We start from the raw sequence: 17038 nt of genomic DNA on the forward strand, positions 1-17038 counted from the left end.
ACGGCACGGCACGGCACGGCACGGCACGGCACGGCACGGCACGGCACGGCACGGCACGGCACGGCACGGCACGGCACGGCACGGCACGGCACGGCACGGCACGGCACGGCACGGCACGGCACGGCACTGGCACTGGGACTGGGACTGGGACTGGGACTGGGACTGGGACTGGGTGGCGGCTGCACGAAGCACCACGTTCATGCATGCAGCGGCCGGCACATGATATGAGTCGAAGCGTTCAGCAGAGCGACGAGGTCGCCCCAAGGAGGCGCGTGAAGACAACTTCACGCAGGCGCTTTATGCGCATAAACCGAACTACACAATCACCAACAGACAGCGCCCCTTTTCCGTCCCGACGAAACCCGTCCGCCCGCGCCGGACATCCACCCAACTCCCCGCACCCGCTAAAATCCCCCCACGAAAAAGCACCCTGCACCCCAACACAAGCAACGCTTACCCAACCAACCATGATCACCATCTACCACAACCCTCGCTGTTCAAAATCGCGAGCCACTTGCGACCTGATCGCCGCCACCTACAACAGCGCCAATGAACCAACGGAAATTGTCGAATACCTGAAGCAACCTCTCACGGTCGCGCAGTTACAGCAACTCAACACGCAGCTAGGCTGCACAGTCCGCGAGATGATCCGCGACACCGAAGCCGAATACAAAGCACTCGACCTCTCCGACACCACGCTTAGCGACGCTCAGTTATACGAAGCATTGGCAAAGCACCCAATTCTCCTGCAACGACCGATCGTCGTGCGAAACGGGCGAGCCGTGATTGGCCGCCCGCCGGAAAATGTCGAAGTGCTATTCGCGTAGGCGTCGAAACATCGCGGTCTACGTGACCTGAGCCCAAGTGACCTAGGCCTTGGTAGGCAATGCAGCGTCCTTCGTCACGATTTTTGTCGGGATGATGCGCAGCTCGCTGAATGTGTCGGCAATACGTTGTTGTTCTGCAAGCACGTCCGCGTCGATGGGTTTGTAGATATGCGCGTAGTGCCGCAAACCCGCTTCGATCACACCTGCGTCAAGGCCCTGAATCGGCGCGAGCTGAGCGGCGGCTTCGCTGTAGTGGCCGCGTACCCACGCCCCCTCTTTACCTACCTCGTCCATCACGATCGCGAGCACGTCACCGTTTTGCTCCGCAAACGGCCGCGCGCTCAGGAAGAACTGATGGTGACTGACGATGCCTTCGGCGTCGGCGAGCAAGCGGGCATTCGACTGGCGTTTTGCGGCCTCGAGGAACGGGTCCCAGATTGCCCATGCGTCGATCGCTCCGCGTTCGAAGGCCGCACGCGCATCGGCGGGCGCCAGAAAAACGGGTTGGATGTCGCTGTATTTCACGCCGCTCTTCTGCAACGCGGCGACCAGAAACCAGTGAACGTCCGAACCTTTATTGAACGCGATCTTTTTGCCCTTCAGATCAGCGAGCGTTTTGATCGGCGCGTCCTGATGGACCAGGATGCCTTCGGCATGCGGCGTCGGGATTTCATACGCGGTATAGACGAAGTTCGCGCCGGCCGCCTGCGCGAACACCGGCGGCGCCTCGCCGACATAACCGAAGTCGATCGCGCCGACATTCAATCCTTCGAGCAACTGCGGGCCGGCGGGAAACTCAGTCCATTTGACCGTGATGCCACGCGGTGCGAGCAGCTTTTCGAGCGTGCCGTGCGCCTTCAGCAACACGAGCGTATTGGCCGCTTTCTGATAACCGATGCGAAATTCCTTCGCATGCGCATCCGCGGCGAAGACTGAGGTGGAGACAACGACGGGCAAGGCCGCGGCGGCCAGCGAGGCGCTCACGCCTGCGATGAACGCGCGGCGCGTGAGCAACGGATGACGGGACATAAAGGTACTCGTTAAAAAAACGGACGCGAAACGGACCGATTAGCTTCGACGATAATTCGTCTGCAAGCCTGGACGAACCGATAAATTCGCATAAGCAAATCACGCCGGAGAGGCCGGGACATCCCAGAGGTCCCGCTCTGCGTGTCTGACTGCGTCAAGTCGCCTTGCCCCGCTACAATCCGTCATCCGCGAGTATTTCGGGCTGCAATTGAAGCAGACGGTGATGGTCCGGTCGGTGCTGCAGACGATCGTATCTGTCGTCGGCCTCGCATTGACGTTCGCGTTGTGGACCGTGTTGACCTGAGCCTGCCGTGGGGATCGCAAACGGTGGCAGGAATTGACGCCTGGCTGTCAATTCCGCTTAGCCCGCTCCGCTTACACTGCTTCGACACAGACGAGGCGCAGTCCCGCGCCTCGCTTTCCTGCCGACCCGGAGCCACCATGCTTGAACTGAGGCCGTCCTGCGAAGGATGCGGCAAGTCACTGCCGCCGAACGCGCCCGACGCGATGATCTGCACGTACGAATGCACTTTCTGCGAAGTGTGTGCGCTCAGCACGCTGCGCAACGTGTGTCCGAACTGCGGCGGCAATTTCCAGCATCGGCCGATCCGCACGCGCGCGCAGTTGGCCAAACATCCGGCCCGTACCGAAGCGCATCCCGTCTCCATCGACGAAGCGGCGCACGCAAGCTTCTTCGAGCGCTATCGGAACACGCCGCCTGGCGAGCGCTAACAAGCGCCACCGGCACAAGGCGGCGTTCAAGCGCGCTGCCGTCCATTGCAGCGCACCACCAGGCCACCGCTCGATGCACAGCGGCCCTAAGGCCGGCCAGACGCCCCAAGCGCCGCTTCAATCGTCACCACCGCCCGCGCCCGGCGTCGCCACCCCGCTCACCGTGCGCGCCGCTACGCGCAGCAGACGGATCTGTTTGCGGTAATTGCGGCAGCCGCTGCAAGTCGGCAGATGCAGCCGGATCGCAACCCATTCGCCGGTCGTCAAACGGCGGTCGAGCGCGTCCGACAACAGGCGCGTGATGTGCTTACACTTCCCCATTCGCATCCTCTCTGGATAGGCCCTTTTCGCTCAGGCAAGTGCGCAAGCGCAGCCGCGCGCGGTAAATCAGCACGCTGCAGTGATTGGCGGTCATCTGCAGTTCGGCGCAGATTGCTTCGGTTTCGAGATCGAGGAATTCGCGCATCATGAACACGCGCCCGATGTGCTCGGGCAGGTGTTCCAGACACATCTCGAACAAGGTCCAGAATTGCTGCTGGCGCAGCGCGGTTTCCGGCGTCGGCCATGGTTGCGGCTTACTCTCGCGTGACCAGTGGCCGTTGTCCTTGAAGAGCTCGCGATCGAGCAGCGTTTCGCCGTCGATTTCGGATTCGAGCGCCGACAGATTCACCGTGCGCTGCCGGGCGCGCAAGGTGTCGACGAGCTTGTGGCGCAGGATGCCGAACACCCACGTCTTGTGCTCCGATTGCGCGGCAAACCGGTCGGCTTGTGTCCAGGCGGCGGCCAGGGCCTCCTGGACGGCGTCTTCGGCGGCAGCGGCATCGCGTAGTTGTAAACGGGCGAAGCGCAACAGGTCGCGCCGCAATTGCGTCAGATAAACGGGATCATCGAGCGCCGGCCCGCTTACTTGCGCCATGGCAGGCTCCGTCGCCGCGCTCGCGGTTGCCGCGCGTTTTCTTTTGAATCGTTGTGGTTCATAGGCGGGTGGGTTTCCTCGCGCAGTTCCCGGACATGTGCGCCATTCTCCCGCACGTTCCAGCGCAAGCGAATTGGTATTGAACATGTGCCCGCCAGCAAGCGAAGACCAGATGACCTTAGTCGTGCCGCAACGGACTTTATGACAGCAAAAAATATTATTGCGAAAAACGAAATCAAGACTGCGGCGGCCCACCGCAACTTCAAGCGCATGGGCGAGACGTGCAGCGATACACGTCTCAAGCCCGCCGCAAACACGTGCCCGGATTATTTCATTATTTGAAAAAACATCTTCTTGTCTTCGGTATTTTTAGGCGGACGCTGAATCGCTATTCTCCACTCCATCGATCACCCCGGATCGCGAACCAATCGCTGAAGAGGAGTAGCACCATGAAACGCATTCTTACCGCCCTGATCGCTTCCGTCGCCCTGTTTGCTGCTGCGTCGGGCGCAGCTCAAGCTGCTGCGCCGGCCCAATGCAGCGGCCCGGCATCGTACTGCAACGTGTTCTTCGGCAACTAATCGTCTGACGGATGCGGTCGGACACCTGTCCGGCACAAGTCTGCGGACGAGGCGGGTTCTCGAAATCAGGAAAGGGCGCCGATCAAGGCGCCCTTTCTGCGTTTAATCTCGAGCGTTTTGACGCGCGTGTGAAGCATCCGCAGAACATGGCTGCGGGCCCACTTTATCAGCGTACGAGCGTCGAGAAACAGAAAGCGGTACGCAATACCCGGCACTCCGAAGCAACACCCGCGCCCGGCGCGCAAATGCGCCTAATGCTCACTCTTCTAACGTGTTACAGTGAGCCAACAGCTTGCAGTTCTCCTGTGCGTCCTGCGCAGTCCCTCAGGCATCAGCCTCTCATCACAGCGCCCTGAATCGAACGGGGTCCTTTCCTTCTACTTCGCTTGACGGTGTCGTCGGCGTGGCCTCACAGACGCCGCTCCTGATGCGCATCGTCGCCGACCAACACCTTGTTCGCTGAAACGCCGCGACTCGCCCGGCGTCACGCCCAACACACAGCGACACGTTTCAAGCGAGATCCTTAACCGGAGACGACTACCATGAACAATACGATCAGAAGCTATCGGGGCCTTGAGATTTATCCATTGGTTTATCCGCATCAGCCGCGTTCTGCCGATGGCGCCCGCCATTACGATTCGGGTTTCGACGCCGCAGTGCGAATCTGCCGGCGCGGCACCGACGACACCTTGACCAGCAGCCGTGTATTTCGCGTGCCGAGCCGTTCCCCGTTTGGCGCGGCAGGCGACGCGCGCATTGCATCAGCGAGTTACGCGGAGCGGGTGATCGACGGCATGGTTGCCGGCGAGTCGATCGTCGGACTCTGATGCGCGCACCGATGGCAAGCCACGTTTCCAGGCGCTCGCAGGGCGCGAATTCCACGCCGCTGACCGGCCGCGCGAACTATCAGGTCGCGGTGTCGTCGCGTCGAACCTCCAGCGGGACGGTGCCGACGCTGAAAGTGACCCGGTTGAGCGACGAGCGCGTGATCTATCCCTTTCAGGGCCATGCGGACATGCCGTTTTTTGAAAATGCGGATGCGGCTCAGGTGTTTGCCGAGACGTACGGCTGGCAGCTTGTGGATGGCGACATCGCTGTCCCGGAATGACAGCGAAGAACGTCCAGTTGCCTCAAATCGTCCTATGCCGAAAGCATGCTTGATTGACAAGGCAAAAGTACCAGTTATCCACAAGGTTATTCAGTGAATCTGTGGATAACTTTAGTTGCTACCGGGTTATCCACCAGGCGCAACTTTCGAGGTCTGGACCTGCGCAACCAGAAGTCGGCGCTTTTAGTGCGCGCCGTCACCGTACCGCCCGGCCATTGCCTATGATGGGCAGTTCGTACCCTTTTGCGCGTTAAGCGCCTAACCTCAAGGAAGCGAACCATGGCCCATCACATCGCAGTGGTCGCTGCCTGACGACCAATTCGGGCCAAATCAGGCGGCTTTGCCGGCGCCTATCCAGACGAAAAACGCCGACGTTGCCGCAACTTCACGGCACGCCGGCGCTACCGCTCCCCCGCTTAGACGTGATGATGTCCCGTCACCCGTTCCCAGCCATGACGCACGGCGAGCTTGAAGCGCTCCCACGTGCTGTCGGGCGAGGTGTTTTCCCAATGGCGCCGGGCTTCCGGCTCGACGTCGTCCCACAGCCGATCGCGATAACGCGCGTCCTGACCGATCTCCGCGCCGTAGCGATAGGCCGGCACGTAATCTTCATAGCGCGCGTTCTCAGCCGCGTATTGCTCGTCGTAGTGCGTGCGGAAGTCCTCTTCGTATTCCAGATACTCGTTCGGCATCTGGCTGCCTAGACCCGCGGTCGGCTGCCCCGCTTCGGAGACGACATCCGACGGCTGCAAGATCGCGCCCGAACCCGGCATCGAACCGGCCGCAATCGCGGTACGTTCCGCATCGCCGACCGCGTCGCGCATCGGCCGCTCAGCCAGCGGCGGCGGGACGAACGGCTCGGCGTCGGTGCCCATGAGCGGCGGCGGATAGAGCGGATCGGCCGGGGTTGCAGGTCGCGTGGTTGAAGCCGGCGTTGCCACGCCGGGCGTTGTTACGCTCGATGTATGCGGCGTGCCAGGCGTCACCGCGCCAATGCCGAGTTCATCGAGTATCGAATGATCGCGGCTCGATTCCGTCGGCGTGTCCCAATCGGGCGAGCGCTCGCCGATGTCGGTCGCGCCCAGCCTCTTCAAGGTATTGCGAGCGAGCTCCGCATGCGATTCGCTGGCTGCGCTCACGCAGACCAGCACGGCGCCGCGGCGCACGGCTTCCGTGTAGCGAGCCGTTTCCGACGCGCGAGGGCCGCTCGCAAACAGGTTCGAGAGAAAACGCTCGATATTGGCGAGCACGCCGGAACCGGCGACCTCGTCGGTTGCGGAGCCGACGGAGGGTTCGGGATTCGCCTGCAACTCGATCGTGTCGCGTGCAAAACCGGTCTGCACAAGCGTGTCGCGCGCGGCCTCGGCTTGAGAATAGGTGTCGAATAAACCAATCACGGTATGTCGCATGGCTGTCTCCCGACGGTTTTAGGTGGATCGAACGGCGCAAGAACGCGTCGGCCTGCTTCCCTAAAAACATCGCAACGATCATGCCGGGGCGGCACAACGTGTCCGCACGCCCGCTGCTGGCCGCTTGCGCCGATCTGGTTACGTAGAAACCGCGGCATTCCGCTGCCGCGCTTTTACAACCGCCGGTAATTGGCGGCGACGCAGAAAAGGCTGGCGTTAGCCGGCCGGATGCGCCGCCGCAGCCGGATCGGCGCCCGTTTGCGCCAGCTCGCGCTGGATCGCTTGCAGGAGTTCTTCCAGCAACGCGATATCGAAGGGTTTGGACAGCACCCGCACGTTGACATGCCGCGCACGGTCGAGTTCTTCCGCATAGCCGGTGACCAGAATGACCGGCAGCCGGGTGTCGAAAGCCTGCACGGCTTCGGCCAGGTCGATGCCGTTCATCGTGCCGGGCATGTGGATGTCCGACAGCACCAGATCGAATGGCAGCGGCTCGCCGGTGCGCGCCTGCCGCGCGTGGGCGTCGTCGAACAGGCAGAGCGCGGTATCGGCGTTGAATACACAGGTGACCTGGTGGCCCATCATCTGCAACAGGGCCTCGGTGCCGGCGGCGACTTCGTCGTTGTCCTCGACCAGCAGGATGCGCAAGCCGTGCGGCGTGCCGCTTTCCTCGGCGCCCGTTTCAGCCGGCAGTTCGGCCTCGGGGGCGGCTGTGGCGCGCGGCAGATAGAGGCGCACCGAGGTGCCTGCGCCGATTGCGCTGTCGATCGCGGCAAGGCCGCCGGAGCGCTCGCAGAAGGCGAAAACCTGCGGCAGGCCGAGACCGGTGCCCATGCCTTTCGGCTTCGTGGTGAAAAGCGGTTCGAAGGCGCGCGCGAGCACTTCAGGCGGCATGCCGCCACCGGTATCTTCAAGCGACAGTTGCACGAAATCGCCGGTCAGGGGAAAGCCGTCCTGGTGGCGGAAGTTGATATTGGCGGCTCGAACCGTGAAGCGGCCACCGTTGGGCATGGCGTCGCGCGCGTTCACCGCGACGTTGATCAGCGCCAGTTCGAGCTCGGCGACGTCCACACGCATGGGCCAGATATCGACGCCGATGTCCATTACCAGCGAAATCTTCGCGCCGAGCGATGCGCGCAGCAGTTCGCGGCACGCCGGCAGCCAACGCTCGAGCGCCAGCGTCTCGTTGCGCAACGGCTGCTTGCGCGCGACGCCAAGCAATTGGCGGGTGAGCGACTGGCCGCCCTTGAGCGCCCGCTCCATCGCGGACAATTCGCGGTCGAGCCCCGGCGTGCCGCGCCGCCGGGCGATCTGCACGTTGGCCGAGACGATCATCAGCAGGTTGTTGAAATCGTGCGCCACACTGCCGACCAGGTTGCCGAGCGCCTCCATCTTGCGCGACTGGCGATACGCGGATTCGATCGAGCGGCGCATCGAGGCTTCGGCCTGCCAGCGCTCCCACGCCTCCTCCTCGGCGCCGAGGCGCCGCAGCGACAGCCAGATCACGCACCACAACACGATGGATGGCGTGAACATCGACAGGATCAGCACACTGAGGTGCCGGTACCACGCGGTCCAGATCGCCGAGGTGCGATAGCCGCACAACGCGTAGACCGGATAGGCGCCGATGCGCCGGAACGCCAGAATCACGTTGTCGTCGTCGATGTCGGAATGCATGCGTACGACGCCGGCTCGCCGCCCTTGCGCCAGCGCTTCGGCCAGTGGCGAATTCGGCGCCGTTGCCAGCGGCTCGCGCGGGCGGCGCGGATAGTGCGCGAGGATCGCGCCGTCGGTGCGCACGAGGCTCATGATCATCGGCGTGCTGTCGCTGCCGCCGAGCAGTTCCCGGTAGAACGCATCGAAATAGCTGGGCCGCAGGGCGACCGAGACCACTCCCGCAAATGAGCCGTCGGCTGCGAGCCGCTCCACGCCCGTGTTGAACACCTGTTCGCCCACCACATGTCCCGTCATGACCTTTGAGACATGCTCGAGCCCCTTGCCGTCGCGAATGCCGGTGAAATCGTCGCGGTCGGCGATCGACAACTCCGGCGCAGGATAGAAACGGCTGGTGGCGAGGAGATCACCCTCGCGGCCGAAGATCGAGACGGCCGCCACCTGAGGATAGCCGCCGCCCATGGTGCGCAGCTTCTCGTGGATCTCGCCTTCTTGAGCGCGAATGCCGTTGTCGTCCAGACCTTGCGTCAGATCGACAATCCGCGAGTCGAGCGTCTCGTTCATGTCGAACACTTTCAGCGCGTGTTCTTCCGCCACGCGCACGGTGCGCAGCGTCACGTCGGTTGCGTCGGCCATGCGCGCGCGCAGATCGCTGAACGCCATCGCCGCGACGTACACGCAAGGCAGCACGATGGCTGCGATCAGCAGCGCGATCAGCGTGATGCGCCGGACGTGGAAATTATGTTCCGGTACGGCTGGAAACCGCGCCTCGTCCTGGCGGCTAGCGGGAGGGCGGCTCGCTTCAGGCGGGTCGAACCGTTCTGGTGTCATGGTCGGTAACGCTAAGGTCGTTCAGGACGAAAAGGCCGGGAGTCGGTGTCATACAAAAAGCATAGACATGTAGCAGCCGTACTGGTTACTGTGACAAATGGTCGGCCCCCGATTTGTCGGCCGTTTGAATCAGTGACAAATCGAGAAGCGCAAACGTACACAAAAGTATAAATGTAAAAGAAAGCCTTCCAAATCTACCGAAATATTTTCAAAAATAGTACTTATTGGGAAAATCTCTTTAATCAAGGCGAAATTGGCGAGTTGCCTTTCCGCCAATTTGCTTCGAAAATCGATGCCATCACAAATAATGCGTCCGCCATGTTCGGATGCATCTGCCGCGAGGACCGCCAGGCAACGCGCACAACGCGTGACCGAAGGCGCTCGCGGAAACAGGCGCGCGGCAAGGGGACCAGCCCGATCCGTGAAGCCGCGCGGATTCATCTACGGGGTAGGCTCGAACATGCCGGTCATAGCCGTCGTCCACCGTGCTCGCACGCATCCATGCGCGCCCACGGCTTCCGTCACAAACGCCTCGCTGCGCGCGCTCCCCGCTCGTTTGCAAGCTGCATTCTCGCAAGCTTCAGCCCGCTTGAGCGCCGGTCGACAGACCGCGCGCTAAAGAAATCACCTCTACCCGCCGTTAACGCGCCAGAGCTAATTCCGCTTACCGACCCGCCCATGCCTTTGCCTATTGTGATCGCCGACGATTCATTGCTTGCCCGCAAGGTGCTCACCAAGGCATTGCCGCCGGACTGGGATGTCGACGTGTCCTACGCGACGAACGGGCGCGAAGCGCTCGGCCTGTATCGCGAAGGCAAAGCGTCGGTGATGTTCCTCGACCTGACGATGCCGGACATGACCGGCTATCAGGTGCTGGAAGCATTGCAGCATGAGGATCTGAACACCTTCGTCATTGTCGTCTCCGCCGATGTTCAGCCGATGGCCCAGTCGCGCGTGCGTGCGCTCGGCGCCGCCGCATTCATCGCCAAGCCCGTGACGCCCGAGGCGGTACTACCCATCCTCAAGGAGTACGGGTTGTATGTCTGAGCCAGTCCTCACCGAAGACCAGCGCGACGCGCTGCAAGAGGTCGCCAATCTGGCGATGGGCCAGGCCGCGACGCGTCTCGCGAGCCTGCTCGATGCGTTCATCGAATTGTCGGTGCCGCGCGTGAAGGTGGTGGCGGTGAGCGAGGCGGCTGAGGCGCTGCGCGAGATGACCGGGATCGAGGACACGGTGAGCGCGGTGCGCCAGGGCTTTCGCTCCGACATCAAGGGCGAAGCGCTGGTGATCTGTCGCAGCGACAGCATCGACCAGTTGTGTTCGCTCGTGAGCGACCCGTATTCGCGCTCGAGCTATGAGGCGGTGAGCCAGCAGGAACTCGTGTTCGACGTCGCGAACGTGCTGACGGGCGCGTGTGTCTCGTGCATTCTCGACCAGCTCGACCGCACGCCGGTCTTCTCCGCGCCGGGCCTGCTCGGTGAAGCGATGACGCTCGACGAAGTGTTCCAGCCCGGCGTGCTGCAGTGGGAAGTCGCGCTGCTGGTGGAAGTCAATTTCGCGCTCGAGGATCAGAGCTTCCGCGCGCACCTAGTGATGCTGATGGCCGAAGAGTCGATCCGCCATATGAACGAGGCGCTCGACGAGCTGTTGTCCAGCTTATGAATGTATCCGCGGAGTCATTGAGCGATCTGGTGGTCGAACGTGTCGGTTTCGGCATCTTCGTGCTCGATCGCAACATGACCGTGTTGATGTGGAATCGCTTCATGCAGGATCACAGCGGCTTGACGCCGGAGCAGGTGGTCGGCAAATCGCTCTTCACGCACTTTCCGGAATTGCCGCGCGTGTGGCTGTCGCGCAAGATCGAAAGCGTGTTTCAGCTCGGCAGTTTCGCGTTCAGTTCGTGGGAGCAGCGCCCGTACCTGTTCAAGTTCGATCACGACCGGCCGATTACCGGCGGCGTCGACTTCATGCAGCAGGACTGCACCTTCATGCCGCTCATGCGCGATCGCGAAGTGGTGGCCGTGTGCGTGACCATCTCTGACGTCACGCATGTCAGCATCGTGCAGCGCGAGCGTGAAGAGGCGGTCGCCAAGCTGCAGGAATACGCGGACCGCGACGGTCTGACCGGCATCGCCAACCGGCGTTATTTCGAAGCGCGCCTGCGCGACGAATTCACGCGCTGGCAGCGCTACGGCGGCGAGATGTCCGTGCTGCTGTTCGATCTCGACCACTTCAAGAAAATCAACGACCAGTTCGGTCACGGCGTCGGCGATACGGTGTTGCGCGTGATGGCGCAGCGCGTCGCCGAAGTGGTGCGGGCGCAGGATACCTTCGGGCGTTTCGGCGGCGAGGAATTTGCGTTGCTGTTGCCGTGTACGCCGCTCGAGGACGCCATGCGGGTCGCGGAGAAAATTCGCTGCACGATCGCCGACACGCCGGTCGACGTGCAGGGCACGAGCGTGCCGGTGACGGCCAGCGTCGGTGGTGCGGCGGCGCGCCTGGGCGTGCCGGCGTACGACGTGCTCATCAATGAAGCCGACGCGGCGCTGTATAGCGCCAAGCGGCAGGGGCGCAATCGCTCGGTGGCGTTTACCTGAGCGTTTCTCGCGAAGCGCCACCCCTGTCTTCCGGCCCCTTATTCACCCCTAAACTGCGGCATCTCACAAAGGTTGTTATACTTTTCGCCGTTTCCGGCATCCCAGCCGGGTGTTTCGCGCGTGTCCGCGCGCGCGGGGCGCTTGCCTTGCAGTAAACACAAAACTTCTTGAACGCCTTTCAGCGGGCGCCTCCAGCGGAGATCGTCTTGGCTGTTTCCAATCTTGTCGTGGACGATACAGAAATCGACGCCGCTGCCGCCACGTCCGGCAGCTCGTTCTATCTCGCGATGCGCATCCTGCCGGCCGCGCAGCGCGACGCGATGTATCAGGTCTACGCTTTCTGCCGCGCTGTCGACGATATCGCCGACAGCGACATGCCGCGCGCCGAACGCGCCGCCGCGCTCGAGCGCTGGCGCGCCGACATCGACGCGTGCTACGCCGGCGCACCGCGCGCTTCCTTGCGCGCGCTGACGCGGCACATTCATACGTTTCACCTGCAACGCGAAGATTTTTACGCGATGATCGACGGCATGGCGATGGACGCCGCCGCCGACATCTGCGCACCCGACGAAGCCACGCTCGACCTGTACTGCGACCGCGTCGCGAGCGCGGCGGGCCGTCTGTCGGTGAGGATATTCGGGATGCAGGACGAGCCGGGCCGTTTGCTCGCGCACCATCTGGGCCGCGCGCTGCAACTGACCAACATCCTGCGCGATATCGACGAAGACGCCGGCATCAACCGCTGCTACCTCCCGCACGAATTGCTGGCGCGCGAAGGCATTGCAGTGACGAGCCCGACCCAGATCGCCGACGATCCGTCGCTGCCGCGCGTCTGCGCGACGCTCGCCGAGCGCGCCAAGGAGCATTTCGCCGCTTCTGACGCGATCATGGACCGCGAGCCGCGCAGCCATGTGCGCGCACCACGCATCATGTCGGGCGTCTATCGCGTGCTGCTCGAACGCACGCTCGAGCGCGGCTTCGACATTCCGCGTACGAAGGTCAGCAAGCCGAAACTGCGCATGCTGTGGATCGTCGCGCGTTACGCGCTCTTCTGAGCTGATGCCGAAGCTCATCCATGTGATCGGCGCCGGCCTCGCCGGCCTGGCCGCGGCGGTGCAATTGCAGCGCCGCGGCGCACAAGTCGTGTTGCATGAAGCGGCGCCGCAGGCGGGCGGCCGTTGCCGGTCGTATTACGACCCCAAGCTGGGTGCGACCATCGACAGCGGCAATCACATGGTGTTGTCGGGCAATTACGCCACGCTCAACTACGTGCGCGCGATCGGCGCCGCCGACGAACTGGTCGGCGCGGCTCAGCCCGAGTATCCGTTCGTGGATCTGGCGACGCGGGCGCGCTGGACCGTGCGCATGTCGCCGGGCCGCCTGCCCTGGTGGGTCTTCGACCCGAACGCGCGGGTGCCGAACACCGGGCCGAGCGACTACCTTGCGCTCGTGCCGCTGCTGTTCGCCAAGCCCGGGCGCAGTGTGGCGCAAACCATGCGCTGCAATGGCCCGCTGTGGGACCGCCTGCTGCGGCCGCTGTTTCTCGCAATGCTCAATGTCGAGCCGCGTGAAGCGTCGGCGGAGCTGACGGCAGCGATGGTCAGGGAGACGCTGGTCGCCGGTGGCCTCGCCTGCCGGCCTCTGGTGGCGAAGAACGGTCTGGGCAGCGCCTTTGTCGACCCGGCGCTGCGTCTTTTGCAGCATGGCGGCGCGGCAATCCGGCTCGGGTCGCGCCTGACGGACATCGTGTTTGCCGACGGCGGCGCCGGCCCCGGCCGTATCTCGGCACTGAATTTCGCGGACGAAAGCATCGCGATCGAAGCCAACCAGGCCGTGGTGCTTGCTGTGCCGCCGGACATCGCTCAGACGCTCGTGCCCGGTTTGCGTTCGCCGAATCGCTTCGCCGCGACTCTCAACGTGCATTTCGCGGTCGAGCCGCCGTTCGGCATGGCGCCGATCACGGGACTGCTCAATGCGACGGCCGATTGGCTGTTTGCCTTCGAGGGCCGCATGTCGGTCACGGTCAACGCCGCTGAGCGCCTGCTCGACACGCCGCATGAAGCGCTGGCGAAAACCATCTGGGCCGAAGTGGCCCAGGCTGCCAACGTGCCGGCCGAGCCGATGCCCGCCTGGCAGGTCGTGGTGGAAAAGCGCGCGACGTTTGCCGCCTTGCCGGATCAGGAAATGCTGCGCCCCGGCACGCGCACTCGCTGGAACAATTTGATGCTCGCGGGCGACTGGACGGCCACCGGCCTGCCCGCGACGATTGAAGGGGCGATCCGCTCTGGCCAGAAGGCCGCGGACACGCTGCTGAATCAACCGATGGAACGCCGATGAACGACTTATCTCAAGCCCAGCCGCTGGACGCCGTCCTGCCTGAATTCGCCGATGCGGCGCTGAATGTGTCAAACGCGGTGCCAAGCGCGGTGTCGAGCGCTGCGCCCGATGCTGCGCCGCAAGCGTTCGCAACGTCGCTCGACGCCGCGATCACGCGCGCCACCGATGCGATCCTCGGCGCGCAGAAACCGGACGGTCACTGGGTCTACGAACTCGAAGCCGACGCGACGATTCCCGCCGAATATGTGCTCCTCGTTCACTATCTCGCCGAAACGCCGAACCTGGAACTGGAGCAGAAGATCGCCCGCTATTTGCGCCGCATCCAGTTGGCGGATGGCGGCTGGCCGCTCTTCACCGACGGCGCGATGGACGTCAGCGCCAGTGTGAAGGCGTACTTCGCACTGAAAATGATCGGCGACTCGCCGGACGCCGAACACATGGTCCGTGCGCGCGAAGCGATTCTGGCGAACGGCGGCGCGGAAACGGTGAACGTGTTCACGCGGATTCTGCTTGCGCTGTTCGGCGTGGTGTCGTGGCGCGCGGTGCCGATGATGCCGGTCGAAATCATGCTGCTGCCGATGTGGTTCCCGTTCCATCTGTCGAAGGTGTCGTACTGGGCGCGTACCGTGATCGTGCCGTTGCTGGTGCTGAACGCGAAGCGGCCGGTGGCGCGCAATCCCCGTCGTGTGCGTATCGACGAGCTGTTCCGCGGCGCCCCGGTCAATACCGGCATGCGCGATCGGGCGCCGCATCAGCACCTCGGCTGGTTCCGCTTCTTCCGCGGCGTGGACGTGATGTTGCGCATGATCGACGGCCTGTTCCCGAAGGTGACGCGAGAACGTTCGGTGCGCGAGGCCGTGCGCTTCGTCGACGAGCGGCTGAACGGTGAAGACGGCCTCGGCGCGATTTTCCCTGCGATGGCCAACTCGGTGATGATGTACGACGTGCTCGGCTATCCGGCGGATCATCCGAATCGCGCAATCGCCCGTCAGTCGATCGAAAAGCTGCTCGTCATCAAGGATGACGAAGCATATTGCCAGCCGTGTCTGTCGCCTGTGTGGGACACCTCGCTCGTGGCGCATGCGCTGCTCGAGACCGGCGAAGCACACGCCGAGCAGGCGGCCGAACGCGGGCTCGCCTGGTTGCGTCCGCTGCAGATTCTCGATGTGCGCGGCGACTGGATCTCGCGCCGTTCGAACGTGCGTCCTGGCGGCTGGGCGTTCCAGTACAACAACGCGCACTATCCGGACGTCGACGATACGGCGGTGGTGGCGATGGCGATGCAACGCTCGGCGGCACTGACGCAATCGGATGTCGATCGCGAAGCCATTGCGCGCGCGCGCGAATGGGTGGTCGGCATGCAGAGCAGCGACGGCGGCTGGGGTGCGTTCGAGCCCGAGAACACCCAGTACTACCTGAACAACATTCCGTTTTCCGATCACGGCGCACTGCTCGATCCGCCGACCGCGGACGTGTCGGGCCGTTGTCTGTCGATGCTTGCACAACTCGGCGAATTTCCGCAGGGCAGCGAACCGGCGCAGCGCGCGTTCGACTACATGCTGAAGGAACAGGAATCGGACGGTAGCTGGTACGGCCGCTGGGGCCTGAACTATATCTATGGCACGTGGACCGCACTGTGTTCGCTGAACGCCGCCGGCCTGCCGCACGACGATCCGCGCATGAAGCGCGGAGCACAGTGGCTTCTGTCGATCCAGAACGAAGACGGCGGCTGGGGCGAGGGCGGCGAGAGCTACAAGCTCGACTATCACGGCTACGAGCGCGCGCCGAGCACGGCTTCGCAAACCGCATGGGCGCTGATGGGCCTGATGGCGGCAGGCGAGGTGAATCACGAGGCGGTGGCGCGCGGCGTCGAGTATTTGCAGCGCGAACAGCGCGAGCACGGCCTGTGGGACGAAACGCGCTTCACGGCGACCGGCTTCCCGCGCGTGTTCTATCTGCGTTACCACGGCTATCGCAAGTTCTTCCCGTTGTGGGCGCTGGCGCGTTTCCGTCATCTGAAACGTAACGGGCTGACACGCGTCGCGGTCGGGATGTAACGGATGGCGCTGTCGACAACGCTGTCAGCCGACGCCGGCTCCAACACCTTGCCGGTGATCGTGGTGACGGGTATGGCGTTCGAAGCGCGCATCGCGCGCGGCAAGGGCGTCGAAGTGGTCTACGCGGCTCGCGCCGATCTGCTGGAGCGGGCGTTGAGCGCGGCCGTCGCGCGTGGCTGCTCGGGGATCGTTAGTTTCGGGACGGCGGGTGGGTTGGCGCCCGATCTGGAGCCGGGCACGTTGATTGTTGCGGAGGCTGTTGAGGGGCCGTTTGGGCGGTTGGAGACTGATCGGCCATGGGCTGACAGGTTTGCCGCCGCGCTGGCAACGGGGCCGCTTGTGGCGCGTCTGCGGCGTGGGGTGGTGGCGGCTGTTACCGCGCCTTTGGTCAGCGCTGATGACAAGCGGTTGTTGCATCGCTCGACCGGGGCTTTGGCTGTTGATATGGAATCGCATATTGCCGGTGCGACGGCTGCCGCGCATGGGGTGCCCTTTGCGGTTTGTCGGGCGATTGTTGATCCGGCTTGGCGGACTTTGCCTTCTGCTGCGACCGCTGGCTTGCGGGGTGATGGCACCACTGCGTTGGGGCCGATTTTGCGGGAGCTTTTGCGGCAGCCTTCGCAGATTGGGGCGTTGATTCAGGTGGCCGTTGATGCGCGGGCGGCGCGGACCTCGCTAGTGCAGGCGCGGCATGCGATGGGGGAAGGTGGGGTTTTGAGGATGGTTGTTGGCTGAAGGCGGTTGTTTTGGCTGTTTGCCTGGGGCGTTGGCCTTTCCTTGATCTGGCTTTGGTGCCTTTCCTTGATTTGCTGGTGGTCTATTAGCGTTGCCCCTGTGCGGGGCAATGCTCTCAACTTAAGCCCCATTCCATCAAGCGACCTTGTACGCGAGATGGAGATGGGGTTTGGCTTTTCTGGGCGGTCGTGGGTAAGAGCGCGA

18 protein-coding genes and 2 pseudogenes are annotated in these 17038 nt (G+C 63.4%); 14 read left to right on the top strand and 6 right to left on the bottom strand.

Translation table 11 applies throughout. From position 1 onward, the window contains the following. Both FSO04_RS47160 and arsC read left to right on the top strand, forming a co-directional pair. Positions 1–223, top strand: a pseudogene (locus FSO04_RS47160) (hypothetical protein); the annotation flags it as partial. A 244-nt stretch (positions 224–467) separates the two neighbouring features. Further along, entirely contained in the window at positions 468–827 is a 360-nt protein-coding gene (gene arsC, locus FSO04_RS37015) for an arsenate reductase (glutaredoxin) (RefSeq protein ID WP_154566442.1), read from the top strand. 42 nt (positions 828–869) lie between these two features. Here the strand turns inward: arsC and FSO04_RS37020 are convergent, their stop codons facing one another. Next, positions 870–1856 carry a sulfonate ABC transporter substrate-binding protein gene (locus FSO04_RS37020; protein WP_154566443.1) on the bottom strand — a complete coding sequence of 329 codons (987 nt, stop codon included), beginning with the start codon at positions 1854–1856 and terminating at the stop codon, positions 870–872. Between the two features lie 181 nt (positions 1857–2037). Between FSO04_RS37020 and FSO04_RS47885 the strand changes: the two are divergent. Continuing rightward, positions 2038–2160: pseudogene (locus FSO04_RS47885) on the top strand (GntT/GntP/DsdX family permease); the annotation flags it as partial. 137 nt (positions 2161–2297) lie between these two features. Beyond that, positions 2298–2588, top strand: coding sequence for a DUF1272 domain-containing protein (locus FSO04_RS37025; protein ID WP_154566444.1), 291 nt, complete (start codon positions 2298–2300; stop codon positions 2586–2588). Positions 2589–2705: 117 nt separating this feature from the next. Here FSO04_RS37025 and FSO04_RS37030 read toward each other — a convergent pair whose 3' ends face one another. Beyond that, the gene (locus FSO04_RS37030) at positions 2706–2909 is read right to left on the bottom strand and encodes a zf-HC2 domain-containing protein (RefSeq protein ID WP_154566445.1); all 204 of its coding nucleotides are present in this window, start codon (positions 2907–2909) and stop codon (positions 2706–2708) included. Next, positions 2896–3504 carry an RNA polymerase factor sigma-70 gene (locus FSO04_RS37035; protein WP_097397126.1) on the bottom strand — a complete coding sequence of 203 codons (609 nt, stop codon included), beginning with the start codon at positions 3502–3504 and terminating at the stop codon, positions 2896–2898. The genes FSO04_RS37030 and FSO04_RS37035 overlap by 14 nt, the downstream gene beginning before the upstream one ends. 449 nt (positions 3505–3953) lie before the next feature. Here FSO04_RS37035 and FSO04_RS48395 point away from each other — a divergent pair, with 449 nt between their 5' ends. The 3 genes from FSO04_RS48395 (at position 3954) to FSO04_RS37045 (ending at position 5193) form a co-directional block, all read left to right on the top strand. Next, positions 3954–4085: a hypothetical protein gene (locus FSO04_RS48395; RefSeq protein WP_257021004.1), complete on the top strand. Its 132-nt coding sequence runs from the start codon at positions 3954–3956 to the stop codon at positions 4083–4085. Positions 4086–4627: 542 nt separating this feature from the next. Further along, a complete protein-coding gene (locus tag FSO04_RS37040; protein WP_054034198.1) occupies positions 4628–4912 on the top strand; it encodes a hypothetical protein in 285 nt (94 codons plus the stop codon). A gap of 11 nt (positions 4913–4923) precedes the next feature. Continuing rightward, the gene (locus tag FSO04_RS37045; RefSeq protein ID WP_233465119.1) at positions 4924–5193 is read left to right on the top strand and encodes a DUF6723 family protein; all 270 of its coding nucleotides are present in this window, start codon (positions 4924–4926) and stop codon (positions 5191–5193) included. Positions 5194–5609: 416 nt separating this feature from the next. On the opposite strand, the gene FSO04_RS37050 is transcribed toward FSO04_RS37045, so the two are convergent. The 3 genes from FSO04_RS37050 to FSO04_RS37060 all read right to left on the bottom strand — a co-directional run bounded on the left by FSO04_RS37050 (position 5610) and on the right by FSO04_RS37060 (position 9548). Next, positions 5610–6602, bottom strand: coding sequence for a hypothetical protein (locus FSO04_RS37050; protein WP_154566447.1), 993 nt, complete (start codon positions 6600–6602; stop codon positions 5610–5612). A gap of 216 nt (positions 6603–6818) precedes the next feature. Next, positions 6819–9107 carry a hybrid sensor histidine kinase/response regulator gene (locus FSO04_RS37055; RefSeq protein WP_154566448.1) on the bottom strand — a complete coding sequence of 763 codons (2289 nt, stop codon included), beginning with the start codon at positions 9105–9107 and terminating at the stop codon, positions 6819–6821. Positions 9108–9236: 129 nt separating this feature from the next. Then, positions 9237–9548: a hypothetical protein gene (locus FSO04_RS37060; protein ID WP_154566449.1), complete on the bottom strand. Its 312-nt coding sequence runs from the start codon at positions 9546–9548 to the stop codon at positions 9237–9239. A 237-nt stretch (positions 9549–9785) separates the two neighbouring features. Here FSO04_RS37060 and FSO04_RS37065 point away from each other — a divergent pair, with 237 nt between their 5' ends. The 7 genes from FSO04_RS37065 to FSO04_RS37095 all read left to right on the top strand — a co-directional run bounded on the left by FSO04_RS37065 (position 9786) and on the right by FSO04_RS37095 (position 16834). Then, positions 9786–10154 (top strand): response regulator, encoded by a 369-nt coding sequence (locus FSO04_RS37065; protein WP_028195969.1) that lies wholly within the window; start codon positions 9786–9788, stop codon positions 10152–10154. After that, positions 10147–10770: a chemotaxis protein CheC gene (locus FSO04_RS37070; RefSeq protein ID WP_154566450.1), complete on the top strand. Its 624-nt coding sequence runs from the start codon at positions 10147–10149 to the stop codon at positions 10768–10770. Before FSO04_RS37065 ends, FSO04_RS37070 begins: the two co-directional genes overlap by 8 nt. After that, positions 10767–11705, top strand: a complete 939-nt coding sequence (locus tag FSO04_RS37075; protein ID WP_154566451.1) for a sensor domain-containing diguanylate cyclase — start codon at positions 10767–10769, stop codon at positions 11703–11705. Before FSO04_RS37070 ends, FSO04_RS37075 begins: the two co-directional genes overlap by 4 nt. Before the next feature lie 206 nt (positions 11706–11911). Continuing rightward, on the top strand, positions 11912–12760 hold the full coding sequence (gene hpnD, locus FSO04_RS37080) for a presqualene diphosphate synthase HpnD (protein ID WP_154566452.1): 849 nt from the start codon (positions 11912–11914) through the stop codon (positions 12758–12760). A gap of 4 nt (positions 12761–12764) precedes the next feature. Further along, positions 12765–14042 (top strand): hydroxysqualene dehydroxylase HpnE, encoded by a 1278-nt coding sequence (hpnE, locus tag FSO04_RS37085; protein WP_154566453.1) that lies wholly within the window; start codon positions 12765–12767, stop codon positions 14040–14042. Beyond that, on the top strand, positions 14039–16099 hold the full coding sequence (gene shc / locus FSO04_RS37090) for a squalene--hopene cyclase (protein ID WP_154566454.1): 2061 nt from the start codon (positions 14039–14041) through the stop codon (positions 16097–16099). The genes hpnE and shc overlap by 4 nt, the downstream gene beginning before the upstream one ends. Before the next feature lie 3 nt (positions 16100–16102). Beyond that, positions 16103–16834, top strand: coding sequence for a phosphorylase (locus FSO04_RS37095; protein ID WP_154566455.1), 732 nt, complete (start codon positions 16103–16105; stop codon positions 16832–16834). Positions 16835–17038: the final 204 nt, after the last annotated feature.

Origin of the sequence: Paraburkholderia madseniana, from assembly GCF_009690905.1 — a bacterium.
GTDB classification, from domain to species: Bacteria; Pseudomonadota; Gammaproteobacteria; order Burkholderiales; family Burkholderiaceae; genus Paraburkholderia; species Paraburkholderia madseniana.

Excerpts from the sequence above, each read along its gene's own strand:
- FSO04_RS37095 (WP_154566455.1), top strand. The coding sequence starts at position 16,103 with ATGGCGCTGTCGACAACGCTGTCAGCCGACGCCGGCTCCAACACCTTG.
- FSO04_RS37050 (WP_154566447.1), bottom strand. The coding sequence starts at position 6,602 with ATGCGACATACCGTGATTGGTTTATTCGACACCTATTCTCAAGCCGAG.
- FSO04_RS48395 (WP_257021004.1), top strand. The coding sequence starts at position 3,954 with ATGAAACGCATTCTTACCGCCCTGATCGCTTCCGTCGCCCTGTTTGCT.
- FSO04_RS37060 (WP_154566449.1), bottom strand. The coding sequence starts at position 9,548 with ATGAATCCGCGCGGCTTCACGGATCGGGCTGGTCCCCTTGCCGCGCGC.
- FSO04_RS37035 (WP_097397126.1), bottom strand. The coding sequence starts at position 3,504 with ATGGCGCAAGTAAGCGGGCCGGCGCTCGATGATCCCGTTTATCTGACG.
- FSO04_RS37065 (WP_028195969.1), top strand. The coding sequence starts at position 9,786 with ATGCCTTTGCCTATTGTGATCGCCGACGATTCATTGCTTGCCCGCAAG.
- FSO04_RS37020 (WP_154566443.1), bottom strand. The coding sequence starts at position 1,856 with ATGTCCCGTCATCCGTTGCTCACGCGCCGCGCGTTCATCGCAGGCGTG.
- FSO04_RS37070 (WP_154566450.1), top strand. The coding sequence starts at position 10,147 with ATGTCTGAGCCAGTCCTCACCGAAGACCAGCGCGACGCGCTGCAAGAG.
- shc (WP_154566454.1), top strand. The coding sequence starts at position 14,039 with ATGAACGACTTATCTCAAGCCCAGCCGCTGGACGCCGTCCTGCCTGAA.
- hpnE (WP_154566453.1), top strand. The coding sequence starts at position 12,765 with ATGCCGAAGCTCATCCATGTGATCGGCGCCGGCCTCGCCGGCCTGGCC.
- FSO04_RS37040 (WP_054034198.1), top strand. The coding sequence starts at position 4,628 with ATGAACAATACGATCAGAAGCTATCGGGGCCTTGAGATTTATCCATTG.
- FSO04_RS37030 (WP_154566445.1), bottom strand. The coding sequence starts at position 2,909 with ATGGGGAAGTGTAAGCACATCACGCGCCTGTTGTCGGACGCGCTCGAC.
- arsC (WP_154566442.1), top strand. The coding sequence starts at position 468 with ATGATCACCATCTACCACAACCCTCGCTGTTCAAAATCGCGAGCCACT.
- FSO04_RS37025 (WP_154566444.1), top strand. The coding sequence starts at position 2,298 with ATGCTTGAACTGAGGCCGTCCTGCGAAGGATGCGGCAAGTCACTGCCG.
- FSO04_RS37045 (WP_233465119.1), top strand. The coding sequence starts at position 4,924 with ATGGCAAGCCACGTTTCCAGGCGCTCGCAGGGCGCGAATTCCACGCCG.
- FSO04_RS37075 (WP_154566451.1), top strand. The coding sequence starts at position 10,767 with ATGAATGTATCCGCGGAGTCATTGAGCGATCTGGTGGTCGAACGTGTC.
- FSO04_RS37055 (WP_154566448.1), bottom strand. The coding sequence starts at position 9,107 with ATGACACCAGAACGGTTCGACCCGCCTGAAGCGAGCCGCCCTCCCGCT.